A 25,238-nucleotide genomic window follows, 5' to 3' on the forward strand; every position below is an offset into this window, starting at 1 on the left:
TCCCCCCAGAGCAGCTTCGGCTGCTCTGCTGCGTTTTTCCGATCTCCATGTACGTCGATTCCCACTGCCATCTCAGTTTTGCCGAGCTGCACGACCAGGTGCCGCGCATTCGCCAAGCCATGCAACAAGCCCAGGTTGATGCCGCGCTGTGCATTTGCACCACGCTGGAGGAGTTCGAGCGCGTGCACGCCCTGGCGCTGGAGAACGACAACTTCTGGTGCACCGTCGGCGTGCATCCCGACAACGAAGGCGTGACCGAGCCTGACCAGGCCACGCTGGTGGCGCTGGCCCAGCGCCCGCGCGTGGTGGGCCTGGGCGAGACGGGGCTGGACTATTACGACATGCCCGGCCGCAAAGGCGGGCGCACCATTGCCGACATGCAGTGGCAGCGCGATCGCTTTCGCACCCATATCCGCGCGGCGCGCCAGGTGCGCAAGCCGCTGGTCATCCACACCCGCGACAGCACCGCCGACACCCTGCGCATCCTGCGCGAGGAGGGCGAAGATGGCGCGGGCAACCTCGCTGGCGGCGTGTTCCATTGCTTTGTGGAAGACGTGGCCGCGGCGCGGCAAGTGCTGGATTTGGGCTATTACGTCTCCTTCTCCGGCATCGTCACCTTCAAAAACGCCCACGCCGTGCACGAAAGCGCGCGCTTTGTGCCGCTGGATCGCCTGCTGATCGAAACCGACAGCCCCTACCTCGCGCCCGTACCCCATCGCGGCAAAACCAACGAACCGGCCTACGTCGCCCACGTCGGCCAGCACATCGCCCAGTTGCGTAACATCACCCCCCAGGCGCTGGGCGAAGCCACCAGCCGCAATTTCAAAACCCTTTTCCGTGGAGTCGATGCGTCATGAAATCCCTGCGCACCTGGATCAATCCCCTCGGGGCCGCCGCACTGGCGCTGACGATGTTGACGGCGCTGACGGTGCCGACCACCCCCGCATGGGGCCAGACCCGCCCCGGCGGCCCTCAGCCATCGAGCGCACAGGCCGCGCCATCACAAGCGGCCCACCGCGCAGAGGGGCAAAGCAGCGAGCTGTTCGTTGCCGTCACGCGCGACAACGCCAGCGCCGTCACCCGTTTGCTGGAGCGCGGCATGGATCCCAACGTGCGCGATGCCAAAGGGCAGACGCCGATGGTGCTGGCCTTGCAGTTGGGCAGCCTGCGCGCCTTCGATGCCTTGATGGCCTCGGCGCGCACCAACGTGGAATTTCGCAACGCCCACGACGAAAGCCCGCTGATGATCGCCGCCATTCGCGGCCACAGGGATGCCGTGGTGCGTCTGGAGCGCCAAGGCGCGCACGTCAATAAACCGCTGTGGACGCCGCTGCACTACGCCGCCGCTGGCACCTCGGACGAGCAGGTGCGCATCACCGACTTTCTGCTGGAAAAGCACGCCTTTATCGACGCCCAATCCCCCAACGGCACCACACCCTTGATGATGGCCGCGCAGTACGGCACCGAAGGCGTGGTGCGCCTGCTGATGGAATCCGACGCCGATCCGCTGATGAAAAACCAGCTGGGCCTGACGGCGGTGGATTTCGCCAAACGCGCGGGCCGCGAGCGCCTGGCGCAGGAGCTGGCGCGTTACGAAGAACACGTGCGCCAGCGCCGCATGCAAGGTAGCCCAACCCCGCCCGCTGCCCCGCTCCAATAATGCGTCGCCGCTGAGGCCCTGCGCGGTCGTGCGCAGCGCGGCCCATGTAAAAGCCCTTGCTGGCCCCGGTGTGGGCAGCAAGGGCTTTTTGTTTTTATCGATCAATAGGAAATAAAAACTGCTTGTTTCGTTATGATGGGTATAAATTGATTTTTCTTTTGGTTTGTTTTATAAGGATTTTGCTCCAGCAGAATGCTCAGGAAAAGCCAACAAAAAAGCAGCGGGGCACAATCGCCGCGCTGCTTTTTTGTTGGGTTGCTGCCGTGAGGCAGCCCCGCATTGGCTTACTTGAGGCCAACCTTGCCGAAACGGTTGCGGAACTTCTCGACGCGACCGCCCATGTTGTCCACCGACTTTTGCGTGCCGGTGTAGAAGGGGTGGGATTCGCTGGAAGTATCGAGCTTGAACAGCGGCAGCTCGCGGCCATCATCGGTTTGGCCGGTTTCTTTCGTGGGCACGCACGAACGCGTCACGAACTTGAAACCGTTGGAGAGATCCACGAACAGAACTTCGCGGTAATCGGGGTGAATGCCTTCTTTCATGGCCGTCCTTCTAAGGGCAAGAACCTCGCGCCAGCCACATGCGACACCCATTGTCGCAGCACTTAGCGCACAAAACGGGCGATTATCGCACGATTGCCAAGCGCCGCAGCGCAGGCCATCACGTCAGCACGTCGTCCGTGAAGGGCGAGGCTGGCTCCTCCTGGCCAGGCGCGGCCAGCGGCTCGACTTTGAGAATGGCGATGGAGATGTTGTCGCCCCCGCCGTTGGCCCGTTCGCGGGCTTTGTTGACCAGGAACATGGCGGCGTCGCGCGCACCGAGCATTTGCATGGTTTGGCCCAATTCCTGCGGGGTGAAATACGCCCACAGGCCGTCGCTGCACGCAATGATGACGTCGCCCACATCCAACTGGCCGATGACGTGAAACGAGGCGGGCGGATCGGCCTCGCTGCCCAGGCAGCCCACCAGCACGTTGGAGTTGGGGTGGCCCACGGCCTCCTCCTCGGTGATTTCGCCGCAATCGATGAGCGATTGCACATAGGAATGGTCTTTGGTGCGAAACACCATGCGGCCCCACTGGAAGTGGTAAATGCGCGAATCGCCCGCATGCACCCAGTGGCATTGGCCCGAAGGCAGCACCAAAAACGCGGCGATGGTGCTGTGCGGCTCCTGCTCGGCGGAAACGGCGGTAAGCCGGATCACCAGGTGCGACTCTCTGACGATGTTTTGCAAAAACTGCTTCGGATCGTCCGTATCGGGGTCGAAACGCTCGAGCAACTGCCGCGCGCTCAGCAGCACCTGATCGGCCGCCTTACGCCCGCCGCTGCGCCCGCCCATGCCATCTGCGACCACACCCAGCACGCATTCGGCCACGCGCGGGTGTTGAAGAATGGCGACCTGGTCTTGTTGGTATTGGCGATCGCCTTTGTGCAAGCCAGTGGCTGCGGTCAGTTTGTATTGCGGCATAGGCGTAATGGGCAAAAATCAGGTTTTTTTTGGATGTTGGCGCGATTATGAATCTCTCCAGAGAAGCCTCTGCAGATGTTTCTGGACGTATGCAGTGGTTTCGCAGCCGCCAAGCCACAATGCGCCGATGACCGCCATGCCGCAACCGCCCGACCCCGCATCTTCCGTCCCGGCATGCCCTGCTGCGTGCCCGGAGCGCCCCCCCAGGGCGCTGGCGCGCCTGGCCCGCGCGGTGCAGGCGCAAGGCTGGTTGCAAGAAAACGCGCCCAAAGCCCCGCCTTCGCCCTGCATCCGCATCTGCGCCATGACCGAGGCCGATGGGCCAGCGCCTGCGCACTGCCGCGGCTGCTACCGCCAGTTGGCCGAAATCGCCTGCTGGGGCAGCGCCAGCGCGGCAGAGCAGCGCGCCATCTGGCGGGCGCTGTTGCAACGCGCGGGCCTGGGTTGAGCCGGGCGCGCGCCCGGACTTGGAATGTGTGAGGCTGCATGGAACTGCACGCGCTGATAGAGAGCACCTTTGCCGATGGCGGCGCGCTGGCGCAGGCCAACCCGCGCTTCAAAGCCCGCCAGGGGCAGACGGCGATGGCGCTGGCCGTGGGCGAGGCGATCGAGCAAGGTGGCGCGCTGGCGGTGGAGGCGGGCACGGGCGTGGGCAAAACCTTTGCCTATCTGGTGCCCGCGCTGCTCAGCGGCGAGCGGGTGCTGGTCTCCACCGCCACCAAGGCGCTGCAAGACCAGATTTTTCTGCGCGACCTGCCTTTTTTGCGCCAGGCCCTGGGCATCTCGCTGCAAGCGGCGTTGCTCAAAGGCCGCAGCAGCTATTTGTGCCCTTACCGGCTGGAATTGGCCGAGTCCGAACTCGATGGCGCCAGCGCCGCGCAGGTGCGCTGGGTCGGCCAGGTGCGCACCTGGTCGGCCACCACGCAAACGGGGGACATGAGCGAGATGCCCGGCTTTCAGGAGCGCTCGCCCTATCTGCCGCTGGTGACCTCCACGCGCGAGAACTGCCTGGGCTCGCACTGCCCGCAATTTGCCCAATGCCACGTCAACCGGGCGCGCAAGCAGGCGCTGGCGGCCGATTTGGTCGTCATCAACCACCACCTCTTTTTTGCCGATTTGCAGGTGCGTGAAAGCGGCATGGCCGAGCTGCTGCCCAGCGTGCGCGTGGCGGTGATCGACGAAGCCCACCAATTCAACGAAACCGGCGTGAACTTCCTGGGCGAGCAGTGGAGCAACGCCCAATTGAGCGACTTTGCGCGCGAAACCCTGCGCACCTGCAACAAACTGGCGCGCGGCCTGGGCGATTGGGCGCAACTCGTTTACGCAGTGGACGAAGCCTGCAAAGCCTGGGTGCGTTGCCTGGGAGAAGAAAGCCACCAACGCCTGGCCTGGCTAGGCCCCGCGCCCGAAGGCGTGGACGCGGCGCAATGGCAAACCGCCCTGCAAGCGCAGGCCGATGCGCTGCATGCACTGAACCTGGCCTTGCAAGGCGTCAGCGCCTCCGCCCCCGAGCTGGCGCGCCTGCACGAGCGCTGCTTGCAGCACTGGCACAAAGCGCAGTTGTTCCAGGGCGCGCCGCGCCTGGGGCGGGTGCGCTGGGTGGAGCTGGGCGGCGTGCTGGCGCGCCTGATCGAAAGCCCGCTGGACATCGCCCACGACATGCGCAGCCATTGGGGCCTGGGCGAGCACCCCGACTCTGCTCGCACCGCCGAGGACGCCCAGGACGCTGACGCCCCTTTTGAAACGCCAGCCAATACCGCCCCCGCCCGCGCCTGGATCTTCACCTCTGCCACGCTGGGCGCCGATGCGCGCCTGAGCCACTTCACCCAGGCTTGCGGGCTGGAGCAGGCGCGCATTCTGCAAGTGCCCAGCCCGTTCAACTACGCGCGCCAATCCATGCTGTACGTGCCGGCCGACATGCCCGATCCCAAGCACGTCCAGCAACACGGCCAGGCCGTGGCCGAGCTGGCCGCGCAGGGCGCGCAGGCGCTGGGCGGGCGCACGCTGGTGCTCACCACCACGCTCAAAGCCCTGCACCACATCGGCCAGGCGTTGCGCCAGGCCCTGCTGATTTGCGAACACATCGAAGTGTTGGTGCAGGGCGAGCAATCCAAGCAGCGGCTAATGGAGCTGTTTCGCAACCCCGCGCCCGGCAAAGGCTATGTGCTGGTGGCTTCGGCCACCTTTTGGGAAGGCTTTGACGTGCCCGGCGATGCGCTGCAACTGGTGGTGATCGACAAACTGCCCTTCCCGCCGCCGCACGACCCGCTCATCCAGGCCCGCGCGCGCCGCTACGAGCAGCAGGGCGAAAGCGCCTTTGCGCGCCTGTTCGTGCCCGAGGCCGCCATCGCCCTCAAACAAGGCGCGGGCCGGCTGATTCGCACCGAAACCGACAAAGGCATCCTCGCCCTGTGCGACCCGCGCGTGCTGCAAAAAGGCTATGGCCGCCAACTGCTGGCCAGCCTGCCGCCCATGGCCCGCATGCGCAGCGCCAGCCACTTTGCCGAAGCCGTGCGCCGCCTGGCCGCCGCAGCGGGCGTCAGCAATCCGCAGCCGGATTAGTTTTACATTTCAAAATGAATTGAATTTGATTGCTAAATTGCCGAAAAAAGGAGGTTTTATTTCCTTTGATTGGTATATTGGATGGCTTGGCAGTCGGCAGGCTTGCCAGGACTTGGCTCTAATGATGTCCCTCTCTCATTTATGATCGCGTTTTACGTTTTATCTTGTTGAGAGGACACCACCATGCGTTCCATTCTTTCCCGAAGCCTTGTCGGTTTGGCCTGTGCAGCCGCGTGCGGGCTGGCTCTGGCCCACGGCGATCACGGCCATGACCACGACCACGATGACGACAAGCACGAAGCCCAGCACGCCCACGTGCACGGCGTCGCCCACCTGGATGCGGCCGTGGATGGCAAAACCCTGCAAGTGCAATTGGAAGTTTCGGCCAGCGACATCGTCGGCTTTGAATACGCGCCGCGCACCGCCGAGGAAAAGCAAAAAGTCGCTGCCGCCAAGCAGGCGCTGCTCAAAGAGGCCCCGCTGAGCGCCAATGCCGAAGCCGCCTGCACGCTGAAAAAAGCCGAAGTCGATTTCGATGACATGGACGACGACCATGACCACGACCACGACAAAGACGACAAACACCGCCACGCCAAAGACGACAAGCATGCCTCTGTGCACAGCGATGTGGAGGCCGAGTACACCTTCCATTGCGACAAGCCCCAGGCCCTGCAATCTCTGGAAGTGAACCTGGCCAAGCGCTTTGCCAGCGTGCACACCATCGAAGTGCAGCTCGCGCTGCCCCAAGGGCAATTCCGCCGCACGCTCTCGGCAGGCCAAACACAGGTGAGCTGGAAGTAAATGCTTGAGTGAAGGCCCTCTGAGTGGGGTCTCTTTACCCGGTCGATACCCCCGCTCGCTCGCTTGCGGGAGAGGGCAGGGCAGAGGTCGGGGCGCAAGCCCTGCGCCCGCGCTGCTCCCGCATCCGCCAACATTCTCCCGGCCCGTTCAACCCAGGGCCATTGCCCCATGTCCCCCACCATCCCCGACGCCATCCTCCGCGTGCAAGGCATGCACTACCGCTGGCCCGGTCAGGCCAGTGCTTGTTTGCTGATCGACGACTTTGCCGTGCAGCGGGGCGAAACCGTGTTTCTGCACGGCCCCAGCGGCAGCGGCAAAAGCACGCTGCTCTCACTGCTGGCGGGGGTGTTTTTGCCGCAGCAAGGCAGTGTGTGCCTGGACGGGCGCGATTGGGCCAGCATGGGCGCGGCCGCGCGCGACCGCTACCGGGCCGACCGGCTGGGCTACATCTTTCAGCAATTCAATTTGTTGCCCTACCTGAGCGTGCGCGACAACGTGCTGCTGCCTTGCCGCTTCTCCGCCGCGCGCGCGCAGGCTGCGGCGGCCAGCCAGGGCAGCGCGCAGGCCGCGGCCGAGCATTGGCTGCGCGCGATGGATTTGCCCGCCGCCAGTTGGGATGCGCCGGCGCGGGCGCTGTCGGTCGGCCAGCAGCAGCGCGTGGCCGCCGCGCGTGCGCTGGTGGGCGCGCCGCCGGTGGTCATCGCCGATGAGCCGACTTCGGCACTGGATGAGAACCGCCGCGACGCTTTCATGGATTTGCTGCTGGCCGCTTGCGCGCAAGCGGCCAGCACGCTGGTGTTCGTCAGCCACGATCAGCGCCTGGCGCCGCGCTTTGCCCGCCAGGTCGATCTGGCGCAGATCAACCGCGCCACAGCTCCTGCGGCATCTTAATTTTATAAATCAAAAGAAATAAAATAACCATGTTTCGGCAATGTAGTAATCATTTCATTTTCACTTTGATTTGTATTTTTGATAATGCCGCGTGTGCGCACGGCGCGAAGGGGCGGCCATGATCGCCTTGTTCCGCCTGGCCTGGCAAAGCGCGTGGAATCGCCGCTTCACCCTGGCGCTGACGATTTTCTCCATCGCCCTGTCCACCTTCATGCTGCTGGGCGTCGAGCGCATCCGCACCGATGTGCGCAACGGCTTTACCTCGGCCATCTCCGGCACCGATTTGGTGGTGGGCGCGCGCACCGGCTCGGTGCAGTTGCTGCTGTACTCGGTGTTTCGCATCGGCTCGGCCACCAACAACATCCGCTTCAGCAGTGTGCAGGCCATCGAGGGCATGCGCGGCGTCGATTGGGTCGTGCCCATCTCGCTGGGCGATTCGCACCGTGGCTTTCCCGTCGTGGGCACCAGCGCGGCGTATTTCGAGCATTTCCGCTACGGCCAGCGCCAGGCGCTGCACGTGCGCGAGAGCCAGGCCAAGCTGCCCCCCGATGGCAACCCGCTGGCCGGGGCCGATTTGTACGACGCCGTGCTCGGCGCTGAAGTGGCGCGCCAGTTGGGCTACCGGCTCGGCCAGCGCATCGTGCTCAGCCATGGCTCCGGCCCCATCCAACTGACCGAGCACGACGACAAGCCCTTTACCGTCGCCGCCATCCTCGCGCCCACCGGCACGCCGGTGGACCGCAGCGTCCACATCAGCCTGGAGGCGATGGAGGCGCTGCACGTGGACTGGCGCAGCGGCATGCGCATCCCCGGCAAAAACGTGGATGCGCAAGCCGTGCGCGAGATGGATTTGCGCCCGCGCAACGTCACCGCGCTGCTGGTGGGGCTGCAATCGCGCGCGCAGGTGTTTTCCGTGCAGCGGCAAATCAACAGCTTTCGCGCCGAGCCTTTGATGGCCGTGCTGCCCGGCGTGGCGCTCGATGAGCTGTGGGGCTTGATCGGCACGGGCGAGCGTTCGCTGCTGCTCATGTCCGCCCTGGTGGCTTTTGTCAGCCTGCTGGGCATGGTGGCCGTGGTGCTGGCCGGGCTGAACGAGCGCCGCCGCGAGCTGGCCGTGTTGCGCGCCGTGGGCGCGCGCCCCGGGCATGTGGTGGGGCTGTTGGCGATTGAAGGCGCATTGACCACCGCCGCAGGCATTGTGCTGGGCGTGCTGGCCCTGACGCTGGCCGTGCTGGCCGCCGCGCCGTGGCTGCTGGAGCGCTTTGGCCTCATCGTCACCCTCGGCGAAGTCACCCCCTTGCAAGGCTGGATGCTGCTGGGCCTGCTGCTCACCGGCTTTCTGGCCAGCCTGGCGCCCGGCTGGCGCGCCTACCGCCTCTCGCTGGTCGATGGGCTGTCGCCGCCGGTGTAAGTTGTTTCAATTCAAAAGAAATTAGCGTTTATATGAGAGTTGCCAAAATGGCAATGTTTTGTTTCTTTTGATTTATATTTTTTGCGAGGGCACGGAGGGCGAATAGCCCTCTGATCGCCCCAGGGTGTAGAGAAACTCCCCCAGCCGGGGCAGGTGGGTCAGGAAATCGTCGCTCAGCGCATGGTCGCCGCCTTCGAGCACGATGGTGGTGGCGTGGGCGTAGCGCTGGGCCATTTCGCGCCAGTCCAGCACCTCGTCGCCCTTGGCGATCAAAGCCATTTGCGGCGCGCGCACAGGGGCGGCGCGGCTGTCCAGCGCGTGCAGCTCGTCGATGTGTTCGGGCAGAAAATCAAAGGCCTGCTGCGGATCGTGCCAATGCGTGCGGGTGCCGATTTGCCCCGCCAGATCGCGCGCGGGATATACGGCGGGATTGAGCAGCACCGCCGGGCAAGGCCAATGCGCCGCCACCCAACTGGCGTAATAACCGCCCAGTGAAGACCCCATCACCGCCATGCTGTGCGCGGGCCAATCGGCCACGATGCCTTGCATCAGCGCCCCCGCCGCCCGGGGTGAAGGCGGCAATTGCGGGCAGACGAAGGCGACATCGGGATGGTGCTGGGCAAACCAGGCCTGGGTTTGCCGGGCTTTGAGCGAGCGCGGCGAGGAGCGAAAGCCGTGCAGGTACAGCAAATGGGTGAGATGGGTGGGCATAGGGCAGGGGCAAAGTGGATGCGGTGGTGGGCGGGCGCGTGGCCCGCGCAAGATGGTAAAGCCAAGGCTGCAAAAGCCAACGCCTTGCCCGCATGAACAGGCCGCTGCAAAATGTAGTGCAGTCACTACATTGTGAGGTCTGCTATGCCTATTACCGTAACTTGCCGCGAATTCAACCAAAAAGCCAGCCAAATGCTGCAACTCTCGCAGCAGGAGCCGGTTTTCATCACCAAATGGGGCAAGATCGTCGGCGTTTTGTCCAGCTATCAGGCCTACCAGCAGCGCGAAGCCCAAAGCCTGGCCGAGGCTTTCGCCAGCGGGCACGCGGCCGGGGACCTGGACGATGCGCTGGACGCCGACCTTGCCCGCATTCGCCAGCAAAGCGCCAGGCAACGCCCAAACGACTGGGGGCAATGATGTATTTGCTCGATACCAACGTCATTTCCGAGCTGCGCAAGGCAGAAAAAGGCCGCGCCGATGCCCAGGTCATGCAGTGGTTTGCGCATATCCAGAGCCAGCAGGCGTATGTGAGCGTCATCAGCCTGGCCGAAATCCAAATCGGCATCTTGCTGCTGGCGCGGCGCGACAGCCAAGCCGCCACCACTCTGCAAGACTGGCTGGAGGCGCGCCTGCTGCCCGAATTCGCCAACCGCATCCTGCCTCTGGATAGCCGTGCCGCCTTGCTGTCGGCGCAGTTTCACATCCCCGACAAAAGCCCGCTCAACGACGCCTACATCGCCGCCACGGCCAAGGCGCATGGTCTGACCCTGGTCACGCGCAATGTGCGCGACTTTGAGGGCTTGGGCATCGAGGTGTTCAATCCTTTTGCGGCGGCGCGCTGAACATCTGTTGCATCTTTCAGGGCTTGTGCGCGCAGGTTCACGCGCCCGACTGCGGCGCATCCGTCAGCCAGGCCATGGCTTCGATCTTGTGCCCGTCCAGATCGCGCACAAAGCAGCCGTAGTACTCCTTGCCATAGTGCGGGCGCGGGCCGGGCGCGCCGTCGTCGCTGCCGCCTGCGGCCAGGGCGGCGGCGTGGAAGGCGTGCACTTGCTCGGCGGTGGCGGCGAAAAAGGCGATGTGCACGCCGTTGGCGGTTTGGGCGGGCTGGCCGTCGTGCGGGGCCTGGATCCAGAACTCGGGATAGGCGCGGCCATAGGCGATGGCGGGGAACTCGTCGCTGACGTCCATCACGCGGCCAATGCCCAAAGTGGCCAGCACCTGGTCGTAAAAGGCCACAGCTTCGGCAAAACGGTTGGTGCCAAGGGAGACGTGGGAGAGGATGCTGGGGGTTTCGGTCATGGGGCTGACTCCTGTGGGTTGGTGATGAATGCGGCATTTTGCCCGCCAGCGCGGGCGGAGTGCATCGCAGGCGCTAATGAGCGTCCAGACTCAGCCCCAATTCATACAAGGCATTGCGTGGCGCGCCGGTGTGGGTGGCGGTGATGCGGGCGGCGCTTTTGAGCGAGACGCCTTCGGCCAGCAGCAGGCGCAGCAGGCGCTGGGCATCGTCGGGCAGGGCGTCAGTGGGGGCGGCGGGCTGGGGGTGGATGATGAGCACGAATTCGCCCTTTTGGCGCTGCGGGTCGGCGGCCAGCCAGGCGGGCATCTCTTGCGCGGGCAGGGTGTGGATTTGCTCGAACTGCTTGGTCAGCTCGCGCGCCAGCGTGACGGGGCGCTGGCCCAGCGCGGCCAGCTCTTGCGCCAGCGCGGCGATGCGGTGGGGCGCTTCCAGCAAGGCGGTGGCGCGCGCCTCGGCCTGCACGGCGGCGATGGCGGCTTGCCGCGCTTTGCCTTTGGGGGGGAGAAAGCCGGCGAAGACGTAGGCGGTGCTGTCGCCATCGGGCGCCATCAAGCCCGCGGCGCTCAAGGCGGTGCTGACGCTGCTGGCGCCGGGGATGGGCACGACCGCCAGGCCCGCCTGGCGCACTTGCGCGGCGAGGATGGCGCCGGGGTCACTGATGGCGGGGGTGCCGGCGTCGCTGACGTAGGCGACGCGCTGGCCTTGGCGCAGCCGCTCGATCAGGGCCTGGGCGGCGGCGCGCTCGTTGTGCTGGTGGGCGGCGATGAGGGCGCCGGGGCCTTTGTCGATGCCATAGCTTTGCAGCAGTTGGCGGGTGTGGCGCGTGTCCTCGCAGGCGATGGCGTCGGCCAGTTGCAGCACATGCAGCGCGCGCAGACTGATGTCGGCCAGATTGCCGATGGGGGTGGCGACGAGGTAGAGCGCGCCCTGCGGATAATGCTGCGCGGCGGCGGCCTGATGGGCGGCCTGCAAGGCCAGGGAGAAGGAGGCGGTCATGCGGTTACGAAAGGCGGTGCAAGCGCTGGGGGCGATCAGGGAGAGCGAAGCGGTGGATGCGCTGCGGCGCGCGATACAGGGCAAAGTGCGCCCGTCGAGCCAACCGGACGAGCAGAGCCAACCGGGCCAGCGTGGCACGGGTGGCATGGGCGGCGGCGATGCCGGGGCGGCCATGGCGCAAGCCGGGCAGGCAGCGGGTGAGTTGCGGCAGGCACGGCAGGCGCGTGGGCTGGCCCAGCCATCCCCATCCGCCAGCGGGCAGGCGGCGCAAGGCGGGCGCAGGCCCACGCGGCGTCAGGCCGTGGGCCGCTGGGGCGAAGACCAGGCGCTGGCGTGCTTGCAAGCGCAGGGCTTGCGCCTGGTGCAGCGCAATTTCCGTGCGCCGGGCCGTGGCGGCGGCGAGATCGATTTGGTGATGCAAGCGGGCGATGGCACGCTGGTTTTCGTGGAAGTGCGCGTGCGCCGCGCCAGCGACTATGGCGGTGCGGGGGCGAGCATCGATGCCCGCAAGCGCGCACGCATTGTCTTGGCGGCGCAGCACTTTCTGGCCCGCTGGCCCGGCCCGGCCCCGGCCTGCCGCTTTGATGTGGTGCTGATCGATGGGCAGGGCCAGCCGCCCGCGTGGGTGCAGGGGGCGTTCGATGGCGGACAGGGCGGGCATGGGGCGTGGTGAGCGCGCTGGGGCTGGCTGTTCGGGAAGGAATATTTCAATCAAAGGAAATAAGGCTTATTGTTTGAATTGCCGAAATGGGGTTATTTTCTTTCCTTTGATTGGTAATTTTGGCGTGGATTGAAAGACAAAAGCGCGCCCGAAGGCGCGCCAAGGCAAACCGGGAAAGCGCTGGCGTGGGCAATCAGTCTTCCACTTCCGCGATCAATTCGATTTCCACGCAGGCGCCCATGGGCAACTGGGCCACGCCGAAGGCGCTGCGAGCGTGCACACCCCTGTCGCCCAGGACCTCGACCAGCAGCTCACTGACGCCATTGGTGACCAGGTGGTGCTCGGTGTAGTCGGGCGAGGAGTTGACCAGGCTCAAGACCTTGACCACGCGCTTGACCTTGCGCAAATCGCCCCCGGCAGCGGCTTGCAAGGTGGCCAGCAGATCGATGCCGGCAGCGCGCGCGGCGGCCTTGCCTTCTTCCGTCGTCATGTTCTTGCCCAACTGGCCGACCCAGGCGGCACCGTCTTTCTTGGCGATATGGCCGCTGAGAAAGACGGTGTTGCCGATGCTGGTGTACATCACATAGGCCGCGACGGGCTGGGCCACGGGGGGCAGTTCAATGTTCAGGGCCTGGAGTTTTTCGTAGATTCCCATGATGGGCCTTTCATGCTGAAGGGGAGAGAGAAGGGCGGCGTCGCCCAGCGACGCAGCGTGCCGGGCGGGGATGATAGAGCGTGTTGCCCGGCGCGCGTTGCTGCGTTTGGGTTTGATTTGGTTTTCAAATCATTGAAAAAATGCTTTGAATAGAGTTATGCCAAAATGGCATTATTTATTTTCTTTTGAATTGGAAATTCTGCGGCGCTATGGGGCCTGCGACGCCTCTTCGGATGGATCGGCCTCGTCCGGCCCGTCCAGCTCGTCGGCTGCGGCGCTGGCGCCGAGCTGGGCATGGTGCTGCATCCACCAGTGCGAGAGCGCCTGGCGCAGGCCGTCCAGCCCCAGGCCGGTTTGGGCGCTGATGAAGACGCGCGGGATTTGGCGGCCGTCGATTTCCATGCTGTCGTGCATGGCGCGGGGTTGTTGCTCGGGCGCCAGCAGATCGAGTTTGTTGAACACCAGCAATTGCGCAATGTTGTCGGCGCCGATTTCGGCCAGCACGCGCATGACTTCCTGGATTTGCTCGGGGAAGTGCGGGTTGGCGGCATCGACGACGTGCAGCAGCAAGTCGGCATCGACGGCTTCTTGCAGCGTGGCCTGAAAGGCTTCGACCAGCCCGTGGGGCAGATCGCGGATGAAGCCCACGGTGTCCGAGAGGGAGACGCTCACGCCCGCTTCCTGCAAATACAACTGGCGCGTGGTGGTGTCCAGCGTGGCGAAAAGCTGATCGGCGGCATAGGCGCGGGCTTTGACCAGCGCGTTGAACAGCGAGGATTTGCCCGCGTTGGTGTAGCCCACCAGGGAGATGTTGAACACCTGGTTGCGCTGGCGCTGGCTGCGCTGGGTGCGGCGTTGCTTTTTGAGCTTGACCAGGCGCTCGCGCACGCGCTTGATGGCGTCGCCAATCATGCGGCGGTCCAGCTCGATCTGGGTCTCGCCCGGGCCGCCCCTCCCGCCAATGCCGCCCCTCTGGCGCTCCAGGTGCGACCAGCGCCGCACCAGGCGGGTCGAGAGGTATTGCAGGCGCGCCAGCTCGACTTGCAGCTTGCCCTCGTGGCTGCGCGCGCGCTGGGCAAAAATCTCCAGAATCAAAAAGGTGCGGTCGTACACGGGCAGGCCGATTTCGCGCTCCAGGTTGCGCTGCTGGGCGGGGCTGAGGGCCTGGTCGAAGACGATTTCGCTGGCGCCGTGGCCTAGCGCCAGGGCTTTGATCTCCTCGACCTTGCCCTTGCCGATGAACAAGGCGGCATCGGGCAGCTTGCGCCGCACGACGACCCGCTCGCACGGCGTCAGGCCAGCGGTTTGCACCAGCAGGCTGAGTTCTTCCAGCTCTTCGTCGAAATGGGCGGCGCCGAAATCCACCCCGACCAGCAGGGCCAGGGGCGTTTGCGCAGCGGTGGTGGTGGCGATGGTTTTACTCAAGGCAGTGTTTCAGCGTGTGATGGGGGCGATGGGGGTGCGATAGCGTCCAAACGCGACTGGCCAGCCGGATGCATGGCAAAACGCAGTGCATCCGGCTGGCCAGAGGGCAGGCGCGCAAGGCCCGCGTGAGGGAAAGAGCGCAATCAGCTTGCAGTAGCGGGCTTTTCAGCCGCAGCAGGCTCGGCGGGCGCGCCTGCGCTGAAGTTGACGGGGCGCGCCGGCACGATGGTGGAAATGGCGTGCTTGTAAACCATTTGCGTTACCGTGTTGCGCAACAGCACGACGTATTGGTCGAACGACTCGATCTGGCCTTGCAGCTTGATGCCGTTGACCAAATAAATGGAAACGGGGATGTGTTCACGACGCAGGGCATTCAAAAACGGGTCCTGCAAAAGTTGGCCTTTGTTGCTCACGATATGGCTCCGTGTTGGCTTTGTTGATTTGAAAGTCGAAAGAAGGCGCACCATAACACAGCCAGGACGTGGTGGTAAGGGTTCTCCCCACTCTGCGGATTGGGGCCATGTCTGGTGAAGTACTTGGCCCTGCGGTCCCAGGGTAGGGGGATAAATACCGATATGTAACCTGTCAGGTTACAATCCCGCCATGGAAAAACGCACAGCCCATTACCCTTTAACCGCAGTGCGGGCGGCCATTGAGGAGAAGCGCTATCGCTTTACCCACTCGGCTCGCGTTGGTGCTTTGGCGCTGGGGTTGGATGCGCAAGGCGCGCTGGCGGTGGTGGCCAGTCTCCAGCGCGCCGACTTATACAAATCCATGACTACCCATGCCGATCACCGCATTTGGCAGGACGTTTACCACGCCGATACCCCGGGCGGTCGCGCCTACATCAAATTGACGCTGCACAATGGCCTGCTGGTCGTTTCATTCAAGGAGTTGTGAGGATGATGGAAAAGACACCCCCCCCTCAACGAGGGCCAGCAACCTGCCCCGTTTGCGGGCAGAAAGCCCTTGTACACGCCGTGCGTGATTTGCCCTATGCCTACAAGGGGCGTGAAACCGTGATTGCCGCTGTGCAAGCCGATTGGTGCGATGCCTGCGGGGAGTGCTTGAGCGGACCGGAAGAAACCCACCGCATCATGCAAGCCATGGCGCAGCTACAGCGCCAGGTCAACGCCGAGCAAGGCACGCCTGCCTTTATCACGCGGGTGCGCAGCAAGCTGGGGCTTTCACAGCGTAGTGCCGGCAAGCTGTTTGGCGGCGGCCCCAATGCCTTCAACCGTTACGAGAGCGGCCTGACGCAGCCGCCGCAAGCCCTGGTGCAGTTATTGGGACTGCTGGACCGGCGTCCGGAATTGCTGGACGAGTTGCGCTAAGCGCCCCTTTTTTGCACGCGCGCTTACTTATATTGCGGCAGGCGTGCCCTCCAATTTGGCAGCAGGGGCTGCTGTAGTACGGTACGCCGCTTGGGTTTTCAAGGATCAGCCATGAACGATAAACAGCCATTGACCGCCGCGCCTGCGGCTTTTTCTGATTTGGATGCAGGGGCGGCGCCAGCGGAGTTGGCGCTGGTGGTGCTGGGCATGTCTTGCGCGTCGTGCGTGGGGCGGGTGCAGGCAGCGTTGAAAAAGCTCGATGGCGTGGCCGATGCGCAGGTGAATCTGGTCACGGGGCGCGCGGTGGTCGTGCCTGCCCCTGGGCACAAGCTGGAGCGCGCGGCGTTGGTGGAGGCGGTGCAGCGTGCGGGCTACGAGGTGGAGCCGGAGGCGGCGCCTGGCGCATCGGCGGGGGTGGAGCTGGCGATTGCAGGCATGTCTTGCGCCTCTTGCGTGGGGCGGGTGCAGCGGGCCTTGCAGGCGGTGCCGGGCGTGGTGGAGGCCAGCGTCAACCTGGCCACGCAGCGCGCCAGTGTGCGCGGCAGCGCCAGTGCGGCCGATTTGGTGGCGGCGGTGGCGGCTGCGGGCTATGAGGCCCAGGCCATTGCGGCCGAGGATGTGGGCAGCGATTTCGAGCGCGCCCATGCCCGCGCGGAAGAAGAGCGCGCCCACCTCGCGCGCGAGTTGCGCTGGGCGCTGCTGCTGGCGCTGCCCGTGTTTGTGCTGGAGATGGGGGCGCACATGGTGCCGGGCATGCACCACTTCATCGCCCGCACCATCGGCACGCATACGAGCTGGCTGATCCAGTTCGCGCTGACCACGTTGGTGCTGCTGGGGCCGGGGCGGCGTTTTTATCGCCTGGGCATCCCGGCCTTGTTGCGCGGCGCGCCGGACATGAATTCGCTGGTGGCCGTGGGCACGCTGGCCGCTTATGGCTATTCGCTGGTGGCCACGTTCGCGCCCGGCTGGCTGCCAGAGGGGACGGTCAATGTGTATTACGAGGCCGCCGCCGTCATCGTGGCGCTGATTTTGCTGGGGCGTTTGATGGAGGCGCGTGCCAAGGGCCGCACGTCCGAGGCCATCCGCCACTTGGTGGGCATGCAGGCCAAGGTCGCGCGCGTGCGCCGCCCCGGCTGGGCGCAGGCACAAGAAATCGACATCGCTCAGGTGCAGCCCGGCGATGTGATCGAGGTGCGCCCCGGCGAGCGCATCCCCGTCGATGGGCTGGTGGAGGAGGGCGAGAGCTATGTGGACGAATCCATGATCTCCGGCGAACCCGTGCCCGTGGCCAAAACCCCCGGCAGCCCGCTGGTGGGCGGCACCCTCAACCAACGCGGCGCGCTGGCCTACCGCGCCAGCGCCGTGGGCGCCGATACCGTGCTGGCGCACATCATCCGCATGGTGCAGCAGGCCCAGGGCGCCAAGCTGCCCATCCAGGCCGTGGTGGACAAGGTGACGATGTGGTTCGTCCCCGCCGTGATGGCCGCCGCGGCGCTGACCTTTGCCGCCTGGCTGATCTGGGGGCCTGAGCCTGCGCTGGCCCTGGCCTTGGTCAACGCCGTGGCCGTGCTCATCATCGCCTGCCCCTGTGCCATGGGGCTGGCCACGCCCACCTCCATCATGGTGGGCACGGGCCGTGGCGCGGAGCTGGGCGTGCTGTTTCGCAAAGGCCAGGCCCTGCAAGCGCTGCAAAGCGTGGCCGTGGTGGCGGTGGATAAAACCGGCACGCTCACCCAAGGCCGCCCCACGCTGACGGACATGTACGCCGCCGAAGGCTTTGCCCGCGACGCCGTGCTGGCTGCCGTGGCCGCAGTGGAATCGCGCTCGGAGCACCCCATCGCCCGCGCCATCGTGCAGGCCGCGCAGGACGAAGGGCTGGAGCTGCCGCGCGTGCTGGCGTTTGAATCCATCACCGGCTATGGCGTGCAAGCCCTGGTTGCGCCTGCGCAAGCCGCCGAAGGCCAAGCGCCCACGCTCATCCACATCGGCGCCGACCGTTACATGCGCCAGCTTGGCATCGACATCACCCCCTTTGCCCAGCACGCCCAGCGCTTGGGCGAGGAGGGCAAAACCCCGCTTTACGCCGCCATTGGCATGCCTGGCCGTGAGCAAGCGGCAGGCATGGCGCAAAGCGAAATGGCCAGTTGCGGCGTGCAGGAGGCCACCGAAGAAACCACGCAAGGCACAGCGAGCGGCTTGACAGACCAGGCGGACTCCACCGATGGGCTGAAAGCTGACGCCTGCGCCAAGGCCGCACATCCCCACACAAACATCGCCGCATCGCCCGGCGGGCGGCTGGCCGCCATCCTGGCCGTGGCCGACCCCATCAAGCCCGACACCCCCGCCGCCATTGCCGCGCTGCACGCACTGGGCCTGAAAGTCGCCATGATTACCGGCGACAACGCGCGCACCGCCCAGGCCATTGCGCGCCAGTTGGGCATTGACGAAGTCGTCGCCGAAGTGCTGCCCGGCGGCAAGGTCGACACCGTGCGCCAGTTGCGCAGCCAGCATGGCGCCATTGCCTTCGTGGGCGATGGCATCAACGACGCCCCCGCGCTGGCCGAGGCCGACGTGGGCCTGGCCATTGGCACCGGCGCCGACGTGGCGGTGGAGGCCGCCGACGTCGTGCTCATCTCCGGTAGCCTGCAAGGCGTGCCCCGCGCCATCGCCCTCTCGCGCGCCGTCATGCGCAACATCCGCCAAAACCTCTTTTGGGCCTTTGCCTACAACACCGCCCTCATCCCCGTCGCCGCCGGGGCGCTGTACCCGCTGTGGGGCCTGCTGCTCTCGCCCATGTTCGCCGCCGGGGCCATGGCGCTGTCGAGCGTGTTTGTGCTGGGCAATGCCTTGCGGCTCAAGCGTTTCAAAGCCTAGGCTCCCAATCCCAATTTTTTCATATCAAAAGAAAAATGATTTGATTTCTATCATGCCGAAACAAGGTAATTTTTATTCTTTTGATTGGTAATTGAAATGATGGCGCCAGCCCGTGGCTACAATGCGCGCCCCTTTTGTTACCCCCCCAGGATGATGACGATGCCCCCCGATAGCTCCCGCCCCGTCACCGTGCCGCGCTTGCGCGAGCTGCGCGATACCGGCCACAAGCTCACCATGCTGACCTGTTACGACGCTGGCTTTGCCCGCACCCTGGATGCGGCCGGCATCGACTTGATGCTCATTGGCGACTCGCTGGGCATGGTGGTGCAAGGCGCCGCCTCCACGCTGGGCGTGACGGTGGCCGACATCGCCTACCACACCCGCTGCGCCGCCGCTGCCACGCAACGGGCGCTCATCGTGGCCGATCTGCCCTTCCAGGCCGACGCCACGCCCGAGCGCGCGCTGGATGCCGCCTGCACGCTGCTGCGCGCGGGCGCAGGCATGGTCAAGCTCGAAGGCGCAGCCGGGCACAAGCTCGATGCCATCCGCTACCTGAGCGAGCGCGACATCCCCGTCTGCGCCCACCTGGGGCTGACGCCGCAATCCGTGCTGCGCCTGGGCGGCTTCAAAGTCCAGGGCCGTGGCGATGCCGCCGCCGCCCAACTGCGCGACGACGCCCAGGCCGTCGCCGCCGCAGGGGCAGAGCTGCTGGTGCTCGAAGCCGTACCCTCGCCGCTGGCCGCCGCCATCACCGCCGCCTCGCCCATCCCCACCATCGGCATTGGCGCAGGCCCCGATTGCGATGGGCAAGTGCTGGTGCTGCACGACATGCTGGGCCTGGACAGCGGCCACCGCCGCCCCCGCTTCGTGCAAGACTTTCTGGCCCAGGGCGGCTCCATCGCCGGGGCCATCCGCGCCTATATCGAGGCGGTGCAGGCCGGGCGCTTCCCCGCCGCAGAACACGGATACGCCGCATGAATACCTTGAACAACCTCGACGCCTTGCGCAGCCAACTGCGCCAATGGCGGCAAGCCGGCCAGCGCATCGCCCTGGTGCCCACCATGGGCAACCTGCATGCCGGCCATTACTCCCTCATCGAACTGGCCCGCCAGCACGCCGACCGGGTGGTCGCCAGCATCTTCGTCAACCCCACGCAATTTGGCCCCGGCGAAGACTTCGAGCGCTACCCGCGCACACCCGAAGCCGACGCCGCTGGCCTGGCTGCCGCCGGTTGCGACCTGCTCTGGCTGCCGCCGCTGGAGGCCATGTACCCGCTGGGCCTGGCCCAGGCCGTCAACATCCGCGTGCCCGGCATCACCGAACTGCTCGATGGCGCCCACCGCCCCGGCCATTTCGACGGCGTCGCCACCGTGGTGACGCGGCTGTTCAACCAAGTGCAGCCCGATGTCGCCGTTTTCGGCCGCAAGGACTACCAGCAACTGGCCGTCATTCGCCACCTGGTGCAAGACCTGGCCTTCCCCATAGCCATCGTGCCCGCCCCCATCCGGCGTGAAGCCGACGGCCTGGCCATGAGCTCGCGCAACCAATACCTCAGCCCCGACGAGCGGGCCAAAGCGCCCCTCATCCACCAAACCCTGCAAACCATGCGCGCGCAACTGCTCCAGGGCGCCGCGCTGGCAGAAGTGCAAGATGCCGCGCTGGCCGCGCTGCGCGCGGCAGGCTTTGTGCCCGATTACGCCGTCGTCCTCACCCACCAATTCACCCCGCCCGCGCCCCACACCAACGGCCCACGCGTCGCCCTCATCGCCGCCCGCCTGGGCAGCACGCGCTTGATTGACAACCTGGAGTTTGAGGTGGGGTGAGAAACTGAAAGGTTTGCGCCATCAGGCAGAGGGTTTTTGCGGGTGTGTTGCTGTGTAAGGTGAGAAGTTAGGCGCCGCAGAGTTGATTTCTTCGACGATCCTGGGATCGTCCCGGTTGTGCTGGGCCATACGAGGGGCAATGACGATGCCGTGCAGTTGCGAGCGCAGATCGTCCCAGCGCTGGTGCAGCACTTCCCAGTTGTAGGTGTCATAAGTGCCGTCGAAGACCACTGAGATCACCCGGATGCGTGGCCACTCATCTGGGGCTGCAGGCTCTTTTTCTGCTCGCTCGAACAATTGGCGCTCCCACAAGCTGCCCATGCGGTCGATGCGGCCGATTTGCTGCTCGACCACGCCCGGATTCCACTCAGGGTGCAGCAATAGCACCGTGCGGCAGGCGCGGTGCAAATTCAGCCCTTCGCGCCCCACCAGCGATTGCGCCACCAGTACTTTGGGATGGCTGTTAGGGCGATTGAAGGCCAATTGCAGAAAGCGCCTTGTCGGCTGAGGTGTGCCCCCGTACATCAGCCGGGCAAAGCCACCCAGGGGCGCGCCGTACTCGTGTTGCAAGCGCTCTTGCACGTCTGACCAGTGTTCTGCCAAGCCTGTTTCGTCACTATCCAATGTTTCTTGTGCATCCAGATCGCATGCGGCCTCCATCAACTCGATGAAAGCTTGTGCGTACTCGGCCGCTTGGGCGTGCTCTTGGCCGAGCAGCTCGTGTAAAGCGCGAGCCAGCAAGGCCAGCAGGCTGGTCGGCTCGCTTTCATGGTGTGTGGCGGCGCTGGCTGATTTCTCAAATTCTCCAAACAGGCGCTGGATGTGGGCGTTCGGCTTGGGATCGAGCACTTCAAAGCCTTGTCTCAGGTGCTCCAAAAGGTGTGCACGCATGCGCTGGCGCTGGTTTTCCAGCGATTGGTATTGCGCTTGCAGTTGTTGTTGCAGTGCGGTTTTTTTCAACGCCTCGGGACGTTGCAACTGGCGATGCGCAGCGTACAGCGCCGGCCAATCATCTTCAGCCAGTTGCGATTGCGGCCAGAACCTGCCTTGGTCAAGGCGACGCAACATTTCCCGGGCATTGAGCAATTGCACCAAGGCACGCAGCGGGCGCGTGAAGCGCCCGAATACCAGGACTTTTTCATCCTGTGCCAGGCAAATGTCTTCGATGACTTCGACGGCCTTCAACAGAGCCGGGTGCTCAAACAATGCACGCCCTGGGTCTTGTTGAAAGGGGGTCAGCAGGCGCTGCATCCACCAATCCACACGTTGGCGGCGTTTGTCGTCCGGCACTTGTGCCCGCGCTGACCGGCTGCTGGCGGCAAGCGGTTTATCTTCCGCTGCTGCTTCATTGCTATCGCCTTCGTCCTGCAACGAATGGTCGAGCAGGGCGGCAATGCCATGCCCATTGCCGAAGCTTAGACGCAGCCGCTGAGCCAGTGGCGCATCGGCTTGGGTCGCCACGAAAGACAGGGCTTCTGCGGCGCAAACCGCCTGTTTCCATTGCGGTGGGAGTTGGGCCGCATCCACACTGGCTTTCTCCTCGCTGCGATAGGTGTGGTAGTGGGCGTTGGTTTTTTCCGCGAACAGTGTGACGGCCGAGTCTTCCCGCTTGTCGCGTCGCAGCAGGTAGGGCGTCAATGCTCGCTGGAATGTGGCTGCGGCACGCCGGAATTGCTCGCGTGTTTGCACATCGCCGGGACAGCAGCGTACCAGGGCGGCCGATTGCATGTAGTGGTTTATGGTCTGGCTGAGGTCGAGAGCCTGATCGTCTGGCAATTGAAGTTGAATGCGCTCCAGCATTTGTTGCCATTGCGCGGCATCCAGCTCAATGGGGGTTGCCGTCATGGCCAGGCGGCGGGCCCTGGCCGATTGCAAAATGACTCTGTCCAACAGTTGGTTCAAGCCACTGGAGATGCCCCTGCTTTTGTGTGCTTCATCAATGACGACTAAATCGAAAGTGCCTAGCCCGAGGCCAACGGCCTGCGCCAGCTTGGGACGCAGTGTTGCATCGCGCTTGTAAGCGCCAGCCTGTAGTGCGCCGGGCCATGGCGTGCTTTCGGTCAACTCTTGCAAGCGCTGCCGGGCCGGGTGTTGCTTGCTGCACTTGGCGATGGCGCTGACGATGGCGTCGGCGGCATTTTTCACCCAGGGATCGCGCAGTTTGTCGTTATCGTGAAAACCTCGGGGGAAGCGCCCTTCTGCCTGCTTGCGCCACTGGGCATACAGCTCTGGCAGCAAGGCCCAGCGCCAGGCAGGAGTGTTGTCGCCCAAGCGCCAGTTGACGAAGGTGTGCGAGATTAGCACTACGGAGTGCGAAAACCAGGGGGTGTCTGGCGCGTCGGGGTTCCATGCCTGCAAGTACTGCCAGAGGCTGCGCAAAATGGGCGGCGTGTGTGGGGCGGTGGCTGTTTTCAGCTCGTCAGCCCACTGGTACCCCAGACCGGGTGGCATCAGAATGGCGACGCGACCGCCTGCTTCGGCGACGGCTTTGACCAGCATGGCGGCAATTCGGGTTTTCCCCATGCCCACCTCGTCGGCGATGATGACGCCGTTGTCCGGCAAGCGTTTGGCCAAGGCCAGCAGGCTGGCTTTCTGGCCTGCATTGAGTTGCTTGGAGGTTGACTCCTGAGAGGTCAATGTTTGAAGCATCAGGGCCACCTGCGCCCAGCCTTGGAATCGGTGTTTCTTCATGGCATGACTCCCAGTGCAGGCAAAGCCTGGACGCGCCATTGCCGTTCGATGTGATCCAGCGCTCTTTCGTAGCGTTCGCCCAGCACCGATTGACCGTGCTCGGCAAAGCTGGGGCGAAAGGCGGATTCGCGCAGCGGACTTAGCGGGTTGAGCGCCAGCTCATCACGGAAATAAGCCACTACCGGGCTGCTCGCGGCTTGCGCCAGGCTTTGCTCCAGCCGGTAGCACCAAAATAGCCAGTCGAGCTCGTGCAAGCGGGTTTGCTTGGCGGCGATGCGTTCGAGCAGTGCCATCATTTGCCGTATTGGATAGTCTCTGCCAGCGCAGGGAGTGAACCGTGTGGTGGCACTGTTTTCGATTGCCCAAAAGACTTCGTCGTCGCTGCCGTCGTCGCTGCCGTCGTCGCTACGCTCATCGTCCGGCAAGAAGGGAAAGTCGGCCAGTTGCCACCACGCCTCGTCCACATCAATGGGTGCCAAGGCGGTAGCCGCGAGGCGGCCGTAACCGTCCATGACAGGAATGCGCGCCTCATGGCGCACGTTCTGCGCATACCAAAAGATTCTTACCACGCGAGGCCGTTCATCATGAGGCCAGCGAAAACCCTGATCGGAGGGCTGACACAGCCTGCCTCCACCTGCCATTACCGTTACACCGGCAAGCCTGGCTGCGTTTGCGTCGTTTGCGTCAAAGCGTAGTTCGCGTTGTTCCCCTGCTTCATGCCACAGCAGCCAAGGGATGGGCGGGGCGGTGTAGTCACAGCCTGCTTCCTGCGCATCGAGTTCCTCAAGTTCCTCACCGGCCAGAAGTGCCGAATGTTCATCCACTTCTTGCTCCCATTGGATGGGCAGCAGGTTCGTGACCAGCGGAAACTGCACTTTGGCTGACGTGGATTGCCAGAGCATGCGGCCGGGATCGAACACCACGCCCGCTTCGAGGTTGCCTGCTGCCGGATGCATTTTGTGGGTCAATCCAGCTTGGGTCAGGTTGCTGGAGCCGAGATAAACCCAAGGGCTTTTGGGATGTGGGCCACCCTGGTTCGCACTGAACAGAAATTTGGCGTGCAGGCTGCGCTGCGCCCTGTTGCCAAAGATGGCGGGGGGCGTGGCGGCAGGACGTACCGTAATGCCGTGCTTGTCCCGCAAAATGGGCCACGATGCGGCGACGCTTTGGCAAGCAGAGGGGTTGACGTAGAGATCGAGTTCGGCCGTTTTGGTTAGCAGTTTGGATTGGCGTAGTTGTTCGATGATCTCCAGCGGCACGCTGGGCGTTTGCTGTGGTTCGCTACCGGACTCATAAAAGCCTGACCCCATGGCTAGATAGCTGCGCCGCACTGGGTTGATCGCCTGGATTTTTTTCGGCAATTGCGACAATAGCGATTGCATGCGGTTATCTATGAAGCAGGGCTGGCCACTGGCCTGTTCGACACAGGCTTGAACCCATTGCTGTGCGACTTCTTCCAGGGCATGGTTAGTGATCTCCTGCTGAAGCAGACGGGTATCGAAATGTGTTTGCAACCAAGCCAGCAAATCCCAGGCGGCCTTGAGGTCGGCGCAATGCTGCCGTGTTGTGGCATCCGGGTTGGGGGTGGCCAGTTGTTCGCTGCCGATGTCGATGCGCCAGACCAAATCCAGACTTTCTTCCAATGTTTGCCGCGTCCAGTTGCCGGTGGAAACCAGCAGGCGCAGTTGCCAATGTTCAGGGTTCTCGCGGTGACGAAACCCCAAGATGGCCACTTTGGCGTGCAGCAGGCGAAAGGGTTTGGGCAAGTGCGGCGACAGAGGCAGATGCGCCACGGCGGGCGCTTGCAACATCGATATCTGTGCATTGCCCGGATCCAGCATGACGGCTAGAGCGTGTTATGAACTTTGAGCCAACCGAATCAACGGCATGGCATTGGGCAGCATGAGAATGGCAAAGACCACGAAGTGCAATCCCCCCAGTACGTCTGGCAATCGCTCGTAATCACGAGACAA

At 64.3% G+C, this 25,238-nt stretch carries 25 protein-coding genes and 1 pseudogene; 15 read left to right on the forward strand and 11 right to left on the reverse strand.

Features of this window, described 5'->3' with window-relative positions:
• Nucleotides 1–47: 47 nt before the first annotated feature.
• Both EBQ26_RS11180 and EBQ26_RS11185 read left to right on the forward strand, forming a co-directional pair.
• The gene (locus tag EBQ26_RS11180) at nucleotides 48–857 is read left to right on the forward strand and encodes a TatD family hydrolase (RefSeq protein ID WP_122239177.1); all 810 of its coding nucleotides are present in this window, start codon (nucleotides 48–50) and stop codon (nucleotides 855–857) included.
• Nucleotides 854–1,660 carry an ankyrin repeat domain-containing protein gene (locus EBQ26_RS11185; RefSeq protein WP_122239179.1) on the forward strand — a complete coding sequence of 269 codons (807 nt, stop codon included), beginning with the start codon at nucleotides 854–856 and terminating at the stop codon, nucleotides 1,658–1,660. Before EBQ26_RS11180 ends, EBQ26_RS11185 begins: the two co-directional genes overlap by 4 nt.
• Before the next feature lie 284 nt (nucleotides 1,661–1,944).
• On the opposite strand, the gene EBQ26_RS11190 is transcribed toward EBQ26_RS11185, so the two are convergent.
• A complete protein-coding gene (locus EBQ26_RS11190) occupies nucleotides 1,945–2,202 on the reverse strand; it encodes a type B 50S ribosomal protein L31 (RefSeq protein ID WP_122239181.1) in 258 nt (85 codons plus the stop codon).
• Nucleotides 2,203–2,320: 118 nt separating this feature from the next.
• Nucleotides 2,321–3,127 (reverse strand): PP2C family protein-serine/threonine phosphatase, encoded by an 807-nt coding sequence (locus tag EBQ26_RS11195; RefSeq protein ID WP_122239183.1) that lies wholly within the window; start codon nucleotides 3,125–3,127, stop codon nucleotides 2,321–2,323.
• A gap of 127 nt (nucleotides 3,128–3,254) precedes the next feature.
• On the opposite strand from EBQ26_RS11195, the gene EBQ26_RS11200 reads away from it, so the two are divergent.
• The 5 genes from EBQ26_RS11200 (at nucleotide 3,255) to EBQ26_RS11220 (ending at nucleotide 8,792) form a co-directional block, all read left to right on the forward strand.
• The gene (locus EBQ26_RS11200; protein ID WP_238944333.1) at nucleotides 3,255–3,575 is read left to right on the forward strand and encodes a DUF1289 domain-containing protein; all 321 of its coding nucleotides are present in this window, start codon (nucleotides 3,255–3,257) and stop codon (nucleotides 3,573–3,575) included.
• 38 nt (nucleotides 3,576–3,613) lie between these two features.
• Nucleotides 3,614–5,689 carry an ATP-dependent DNA helicase gene (locus EBQ26_RS11205; RefSeq protein WP_122239185.1) on the forward strand — a complete coding sequence of 692 codons (2,076 nt, stop codon included), beginning with the start codon at nucleotides 3,614–3,616 and terminating at the stop codon, nucleotides 5,687–5,689.
• 183 nt (nucleotides 5,690–5,872) lie between these two features.
• Entirely contained in the window at nucleotides 5,873–6,490 is a 618-nt protein-coding gene (locus EBQ26_RS11210) for a DUF2796 domain-containing protein (RefSeq protein WP_122239186.1), read from the forward strand.
• 168 nt (nucleotides 6,491–6,658) lie between these two features.
• Nucleotides 6,659–7,381, forward strand: a complete 723-nt coding sequence (locus tag EBQ26_RS11215; protein ID WP_122239188.1) for an ATP-binding cassette domain-containing protein — start codon at nucleotides 6,659–6,661, stop codon at nucleotides 7,379–7,381.
• A gap of 118 nt (nucleotides 7,382–7,499) precedes the next feature.
• Nucleotides 7,500–8,792: an ABC transporter permease gene (locus tag EBQ26_RS11220; RefSeq protein WP_122239222.1), complete on the forward strand. Its 1,293-nt coding sequence runs from the start codon at nucleotides 7,500–7,502 to the stop codon at nucleotides 8,790–8,792.
• A gap of 72 nt (nucleotides 8,793–8,864) precedes the next feature.
• Here the strand turns inward: EBQ26_RS11220 and EBQ26_RS11225 are convergent, their stop codons facing one another.
• Entirely contained in the window at nucleotides 8,865–9,503 is a 639-nt protein-coding gene (locus EBQ26_RS11225; protein WP_122239190.1) for a YqiA/YcfP family alpha/beta fold hydrolase, read from the reverse strand.
• A gap of 144 nt (nucleotides 9,504–9,647) precedes the next feature.
• Here EBQ26_RS11225 and EBQ26_RS11230 point away from each other — a divergent pair, with 144 nt between their 5' ends.
• Nucleotides 9,648–9,920 (forward strand): type II toxin-antitoxin system Phd/YefM family antitoxin, encoded by a 273-nt coding sequence (locus EBQ26_RS11230; protein ID WP_122239192.1) that lies wholly within the window; start codon nucleotides 9,648–9,650, stop codon nucleotides 9,918–9,920.
• Entirely contained in the window at nucleotides 9,917–10,345 is a 429-nt protein-coding gene (locus EBQ26_RS11235; protein ID WP_238944334.1) for a type II toxin-antitoxin system VapC family toxin, read from the forward strand. Before EBQ26_RS11230 ends, EBQ26_RS11235 begins: the two co-directional genes overlap by 4 nt.
• 37 nt (nucleotides 10,346–10,382) lie before the next feature.
• Here EBQ26_RS11235 and EBQ26_RS11240 read toward each other — a convergent pair whose 3' ends face one another.
• Both EBQ26_RS11240 and rsmI read right to left on the reverse strand, forming a co-directional pair.
• Nucleotides 10,383–10,805 carry a VOC family protein gene (locus tag EBQ26_RS11240; RefSeq protein ID WP_122239196.1) on the reverse strand — a complete coding sequence of 141 codons (423 nt, stop codon included), beginning with the start codon at nucleotides 10,803–10,805 and terminating at the stop codon, nucleotides 10,383–10,385.
• Between the two features lie 73 nt (nucleotides 10,806–10,878).
• Nucleotides 10,879–11,802: a 16S rRNA (cytidine(1402)-2'-O)-methyltransferase gene (gene rsmI / locus EBQ26_RS11245; protein WP_122239198.1), complete on the reverse strand. Its 924-nt coding sequence runs from the start codon at nucleotides 11,800–11,802 to the stop codon at nucleotides 10,879–10,881.
• A 172-nt stretch (nucleotides 11,803–11,974) separates the two neighbouring features.
• On the opposite strand from rsmI, the gene EBQ26_RS11250 reads away from it, so the two are divergent.
• On the forward strand, nucleotides 11,975–12,475 hold the full coding sequence (locus EBQ26_RS11250) for a YraN family protein (protein WP_122239224.1): 501 nt from the start codon (nucleotides 11,975–11,977) through the stop codon (nucleotides 12,473–12,475).
• A gap of 181 nt (nucleotides 12,476–12,656) precedes the next feature.
• Here EBQ26_RS11250 and EBQ26_RS11255 read toward each other — a convergent pair whose 3' ends face one another.
• The 3 genes from EBQ26_RS11255 to hfq all read right to left on the reverse strand — a co-directional run bounded on the left by EBQ26_RS11255 (nucleotide 12,657) and on the right by hfq (nucleotide 14,956).
• Nucleotides 12,657–13,118 (reverse strand): RidA family protein, encoded by a 462-nt coding sequence (locus EBQ26_RS11255; protein WP_122239200.1) that lies wholly within the window; start codon nucleotides 13,116–13,118, stop codon nucleotides 12,657–12,659.
• Between the two features lie 207 nt (nucleotides 13,119–13,325).
• On the reverse strand, nucleotides 13,326–14,531 hold the full coding sequence (hflX, locus tag EBQ26_RS11260) for a GTPase HflX (protein WP_390614198.1): 1,206 nt from the start codon (nucleotides 14,529–14,531) through the stop codon (nucleotides 13,326–13,328).
• Nucleotides 14,532–14,686: 155 nt separating this feature from the next.
• A complete protein-coding gene (hfq, locus tag EBQ26_RS11265) occupies nucleotides 14,687–14,956 on the reverse strand; it encodes an RNA chaperone Hfq (RefSeq protein ID WP_122239201.1) in 270 nt (89 codons plus the stop codon).
• A 190-nt stretch (nucleotides 14,957–15,146) separates the two neighbouring features.
• On the opposite strand from hfq, the gene EBQ26_RS11270 reads away from it, so the two are divergent.
• From EBQ26_RS11270 to panC, 5 genes are all read left to right on the forward strand, one after another.
• Complete coding sequence (locus tag EBQ26_RS11270) at nucleotides 15,147–15,443, forward strand: type II toxin-antitoxin system MqsR family toxin (RefSeq protein WP_122239203.1); 297 nt, start codon at nucleotides 15,147–15,149, stop codon at nucleotides 15,441–15,443.
• 5 nt (nucleotides 15,444–15,448) lie between these two features.
• Nucleotides 15,449–15,877 (forward strand): type II TA system antitoxin MqsA family protein, encoded by a 429-nt coding sequence (locus EBQ26_RS11275; protein WP_122239228.1) that lies wholly within the window; start codon nucleotides 15,449–15,451, stop codon nucleotides 15,875–15,877.
• A 207-nt stretch (nucleotides 15,878–16,084) separates the two neighbouring features.
• A complete protein-coding gene (locus EBQ26_RS11280) occupies nucleotides 16,085–18,751 on the forward strand; it encodes a heavy metal translocating P-type ATPase (protein ID WP_238944338.1) in 2,667 nt (888 codons plus the stop codon).
• 153 nt (nucleotides 18,752–18,904) lie between these two features.
• Nucleotides 18,905–19,729, forward strand: a complete 825-nt coding sequence (panB, locus tag EBQ26_RS11290) for a 3-methyl-2-oxobutanoate hydroxymethyltransferase (RefSeq protein ID WP_122239230.1) — start codon at nucleotides 18,905–18,907, stop codon at nucleotides 19,727–19,729.
• The gene (gene panC / locus EBQ26_RS11295) at nucleotides 19,726–20,574 is read left to right on the forward strand and encodes a pantoate--beta-alanine ligase (protein ID WP_122239205.1); all 849 of its coding nucleotides are present in this window, start codon (nucleotides 19,726–19,728) and stop codon (nucleotides 20,572–20,574) included. Before panB ends, panC begins: the two co-directional genes overlap by 4 nt.
• Nucleotides 20,575–20,595: 21 nt before the next feature.
• Here panC and EBQ26_RS11300 read toward each other — a convergent pair whose 3' ends face one another.
• From EBQ26_RS11300 to EBQ26_RS11310, 3 genes and pseudogenes are all read right to left on the reverse strand, one after another.
• Nucleotides 20,596–23,265: a helicase-related protein gene (locus EBQ26_RS11300; protein ID WP_238944336.1), complete on the reverse strand. Its 2,670-nt coding sequence runs from the start codon at nucleotides 23,263–23,265 to the stop codon at nucleotides 20,596–20,598.
• Nucleotides 23,262–25,106 (reverse strand): phospholipase D-like domain-containing protein, encoded by a 1,845-nt coding sequence (locus EBQ26_RS11305; protein WP_147474057.1) that lies wholly within the window; start codon nucleotides 25,104–25,106, stop codon nucleotides 23,262–23,264. Before EBQ26_RS11305 ends, EBQ26_RS11300 begins: the two co-directional genes overlap by 4 nt.
• A 15-nt stretch (nucleotides 25,107–25,121) precedes the next feature.
• Nucleotides 25,122–25,238 (reverse strand): annotated as a pseudogene (locus EBQ26_RS11310) (IS5/IS1182 family transposase); the annotation flags it as partial.

Origin of the sequence: Allofranklinella schreckenbergeri (genome assembly GCF_003703475.1) — a bacterium.
GTDB classification, from domain to species: Bacteria; Pseudomonadota; Gammaproteobacteria; order Burkholderiales; family Burkholderiaceae_C; genus Lampropedia; species Lampropedia schreckenbergeri.

Coding starts and splice junctions, on each gene's coding strand:
- EBQ26_RS11210 (WP_122239186.1), top strand. CDS start 5,873: ATGCGTTCCATTCTTTCCCGAAGCCTTGTCGGTTTGGCCTGTGCAGCC.
- EBQ26_RS11190 (WP_122239181.1), bottom strand. CDS start 2,202: ATGAAAGAAGGCATTCACCCCGATTACCGCGAAGTTCTGTTCGTGGAT.
- panB (WP_122239230.1), top strand. CDS start 18,905: ATGACGATGCCCCCCGATAGCTCCCGCCCCGTCACCGTGCCGCGCTTG.
- EBQ26_RS11185 (WP_122239179.1), top strand. CDS start 854: ATGAAATCCCTGCGCACCTGGATCAATCCCCTCGGGGCCGCCGCACTG.
- EBQ26_RS11220 (WP_122239222.1), top strand. CDS start 7,500: ATGATCGCCTTGTTCCGCCTGGCCTGGCAAAGCGCGTGGAATCGCCGC.
- EBQ26_RS11215 (WP_122239188.1), top strand. CDS start 6,659: ATGTCCCCCACCATCCCCGACGCCATCCTCCGCGTGCAAGGCATGCAC.
- EBQ26_RS11300 (WP_238944336.1), bottom strand. CDS start 23,265: ATGAAGAAACACCGATTCCAAGGCTGGGCGCAGGTGGCCCTGATGCTT.
- EBQ26_RS11255 (WP_122239200.1), bottom strand. CDS start 13,118: ATGGGAATCTACGAAAAACTCCAGGCCCTGAACATTGAACTGCCCCCC.
- EBQ26_RS11195 (WP_122239183.1), bottom strand. CDS start 3,127: ATGCCGCAATACAAACTGACCGCAGCCACTGGCTTGCACAAAGGCGAT.
- EBQ26_RS11270 (WP_122239203.1), top strand. CDS start 15,147: ATGGAAAAACGCACAGCCCATTACCCTTTAACCGCAGTGCGGGCGGCC.
- EBQ26_RS11205 (WP_122239185.1), top strand. CDS start 3,614: ATGGAACTGCACGCGCTGATAGAGAGCACCTTTGCCGATGGCGGCGCG.
- panC (WP_122239205.1), top strand. CDS start 19,726: ATGAATACCTTGAACAACCTCGACGCCTTGCGCAGCCAACTGCGCCAA.
- EBQ26_RS11240 (WP_122239196.1), bottom strand. CDS start 10,805: ATGACCGAAACCCCCAGCATCCTCTCCCACGTCTCCCTTGGCACCAAC.
- EBQ26_RS11230 (WP_122239192.1), top strand. CDS start 9,648: ATGCCTATTACCGTAACTTGCCGCGAATTCAACCAAAAAGCCAGCCAA.
- EBQ26_RS11280 (WP_238944338.1), top strand. CDS start 16,085: ATGTCTTGCGCGTCGTGCGTGGGGCGGGTGCAGGCAGCGTTGAAAAAG.
- EBQ26_RS11180 (WP_122239177.1), top strand. CDS start 48: ATGTACGTCGATTCCCACTGCCATCTCAGTTTTGCCGAGCTGCACGAC.
- EBQ26_RS11225 (WP_122239190.1), bottom strand. CDS start 9,503: ATGCCCACCCATCTCACCCATTTGCTGTACCTGCACGGCTTTCGCTCC.
- EBQ26_RS11305 (WP_147474057.1), bottom strand. CDS start 25,106: ATGCTGGATCCGGGCAATGCACAGATATCGATGTTGCAAGCGCCCGCC.
- EBQ26_RS11200 (WP_238944333.1), top strand. CDS start 3,255: ATGACCGCCATGCCGCAACCGCCCGACCCCGCATCTTCCGTCCCGGCA.
- rsmI (WP_122239198.1), bottom strand. CDS start 11,802: ATGACCGCCTCCTTCTCCCTGGCCTTGCAGGCCGCCCATCAGGCCGCC.
- EBQ26_RS11235 (WP_238944334.1), top strand. CDS start 9,917: ATGATGTATTTGCTCGATACCAACGTCATTTCCGAGCTGCGCAAGGCA.
- EBQ26_RS11275 (WP_122239228.1), top strand. CDS start 15,449: ATGGAAAAGACACCCCCCCCTCAACGAGGGCCAGCAACCTGCCCCGTT.
- EBQ26_RS11250 (WP_122239224.1), top strand. CDS start 11,975: ATGGCGCAAGCCGGGCAGGCAGCGGGTGAGTTGCGGCAGGCACGGCAG.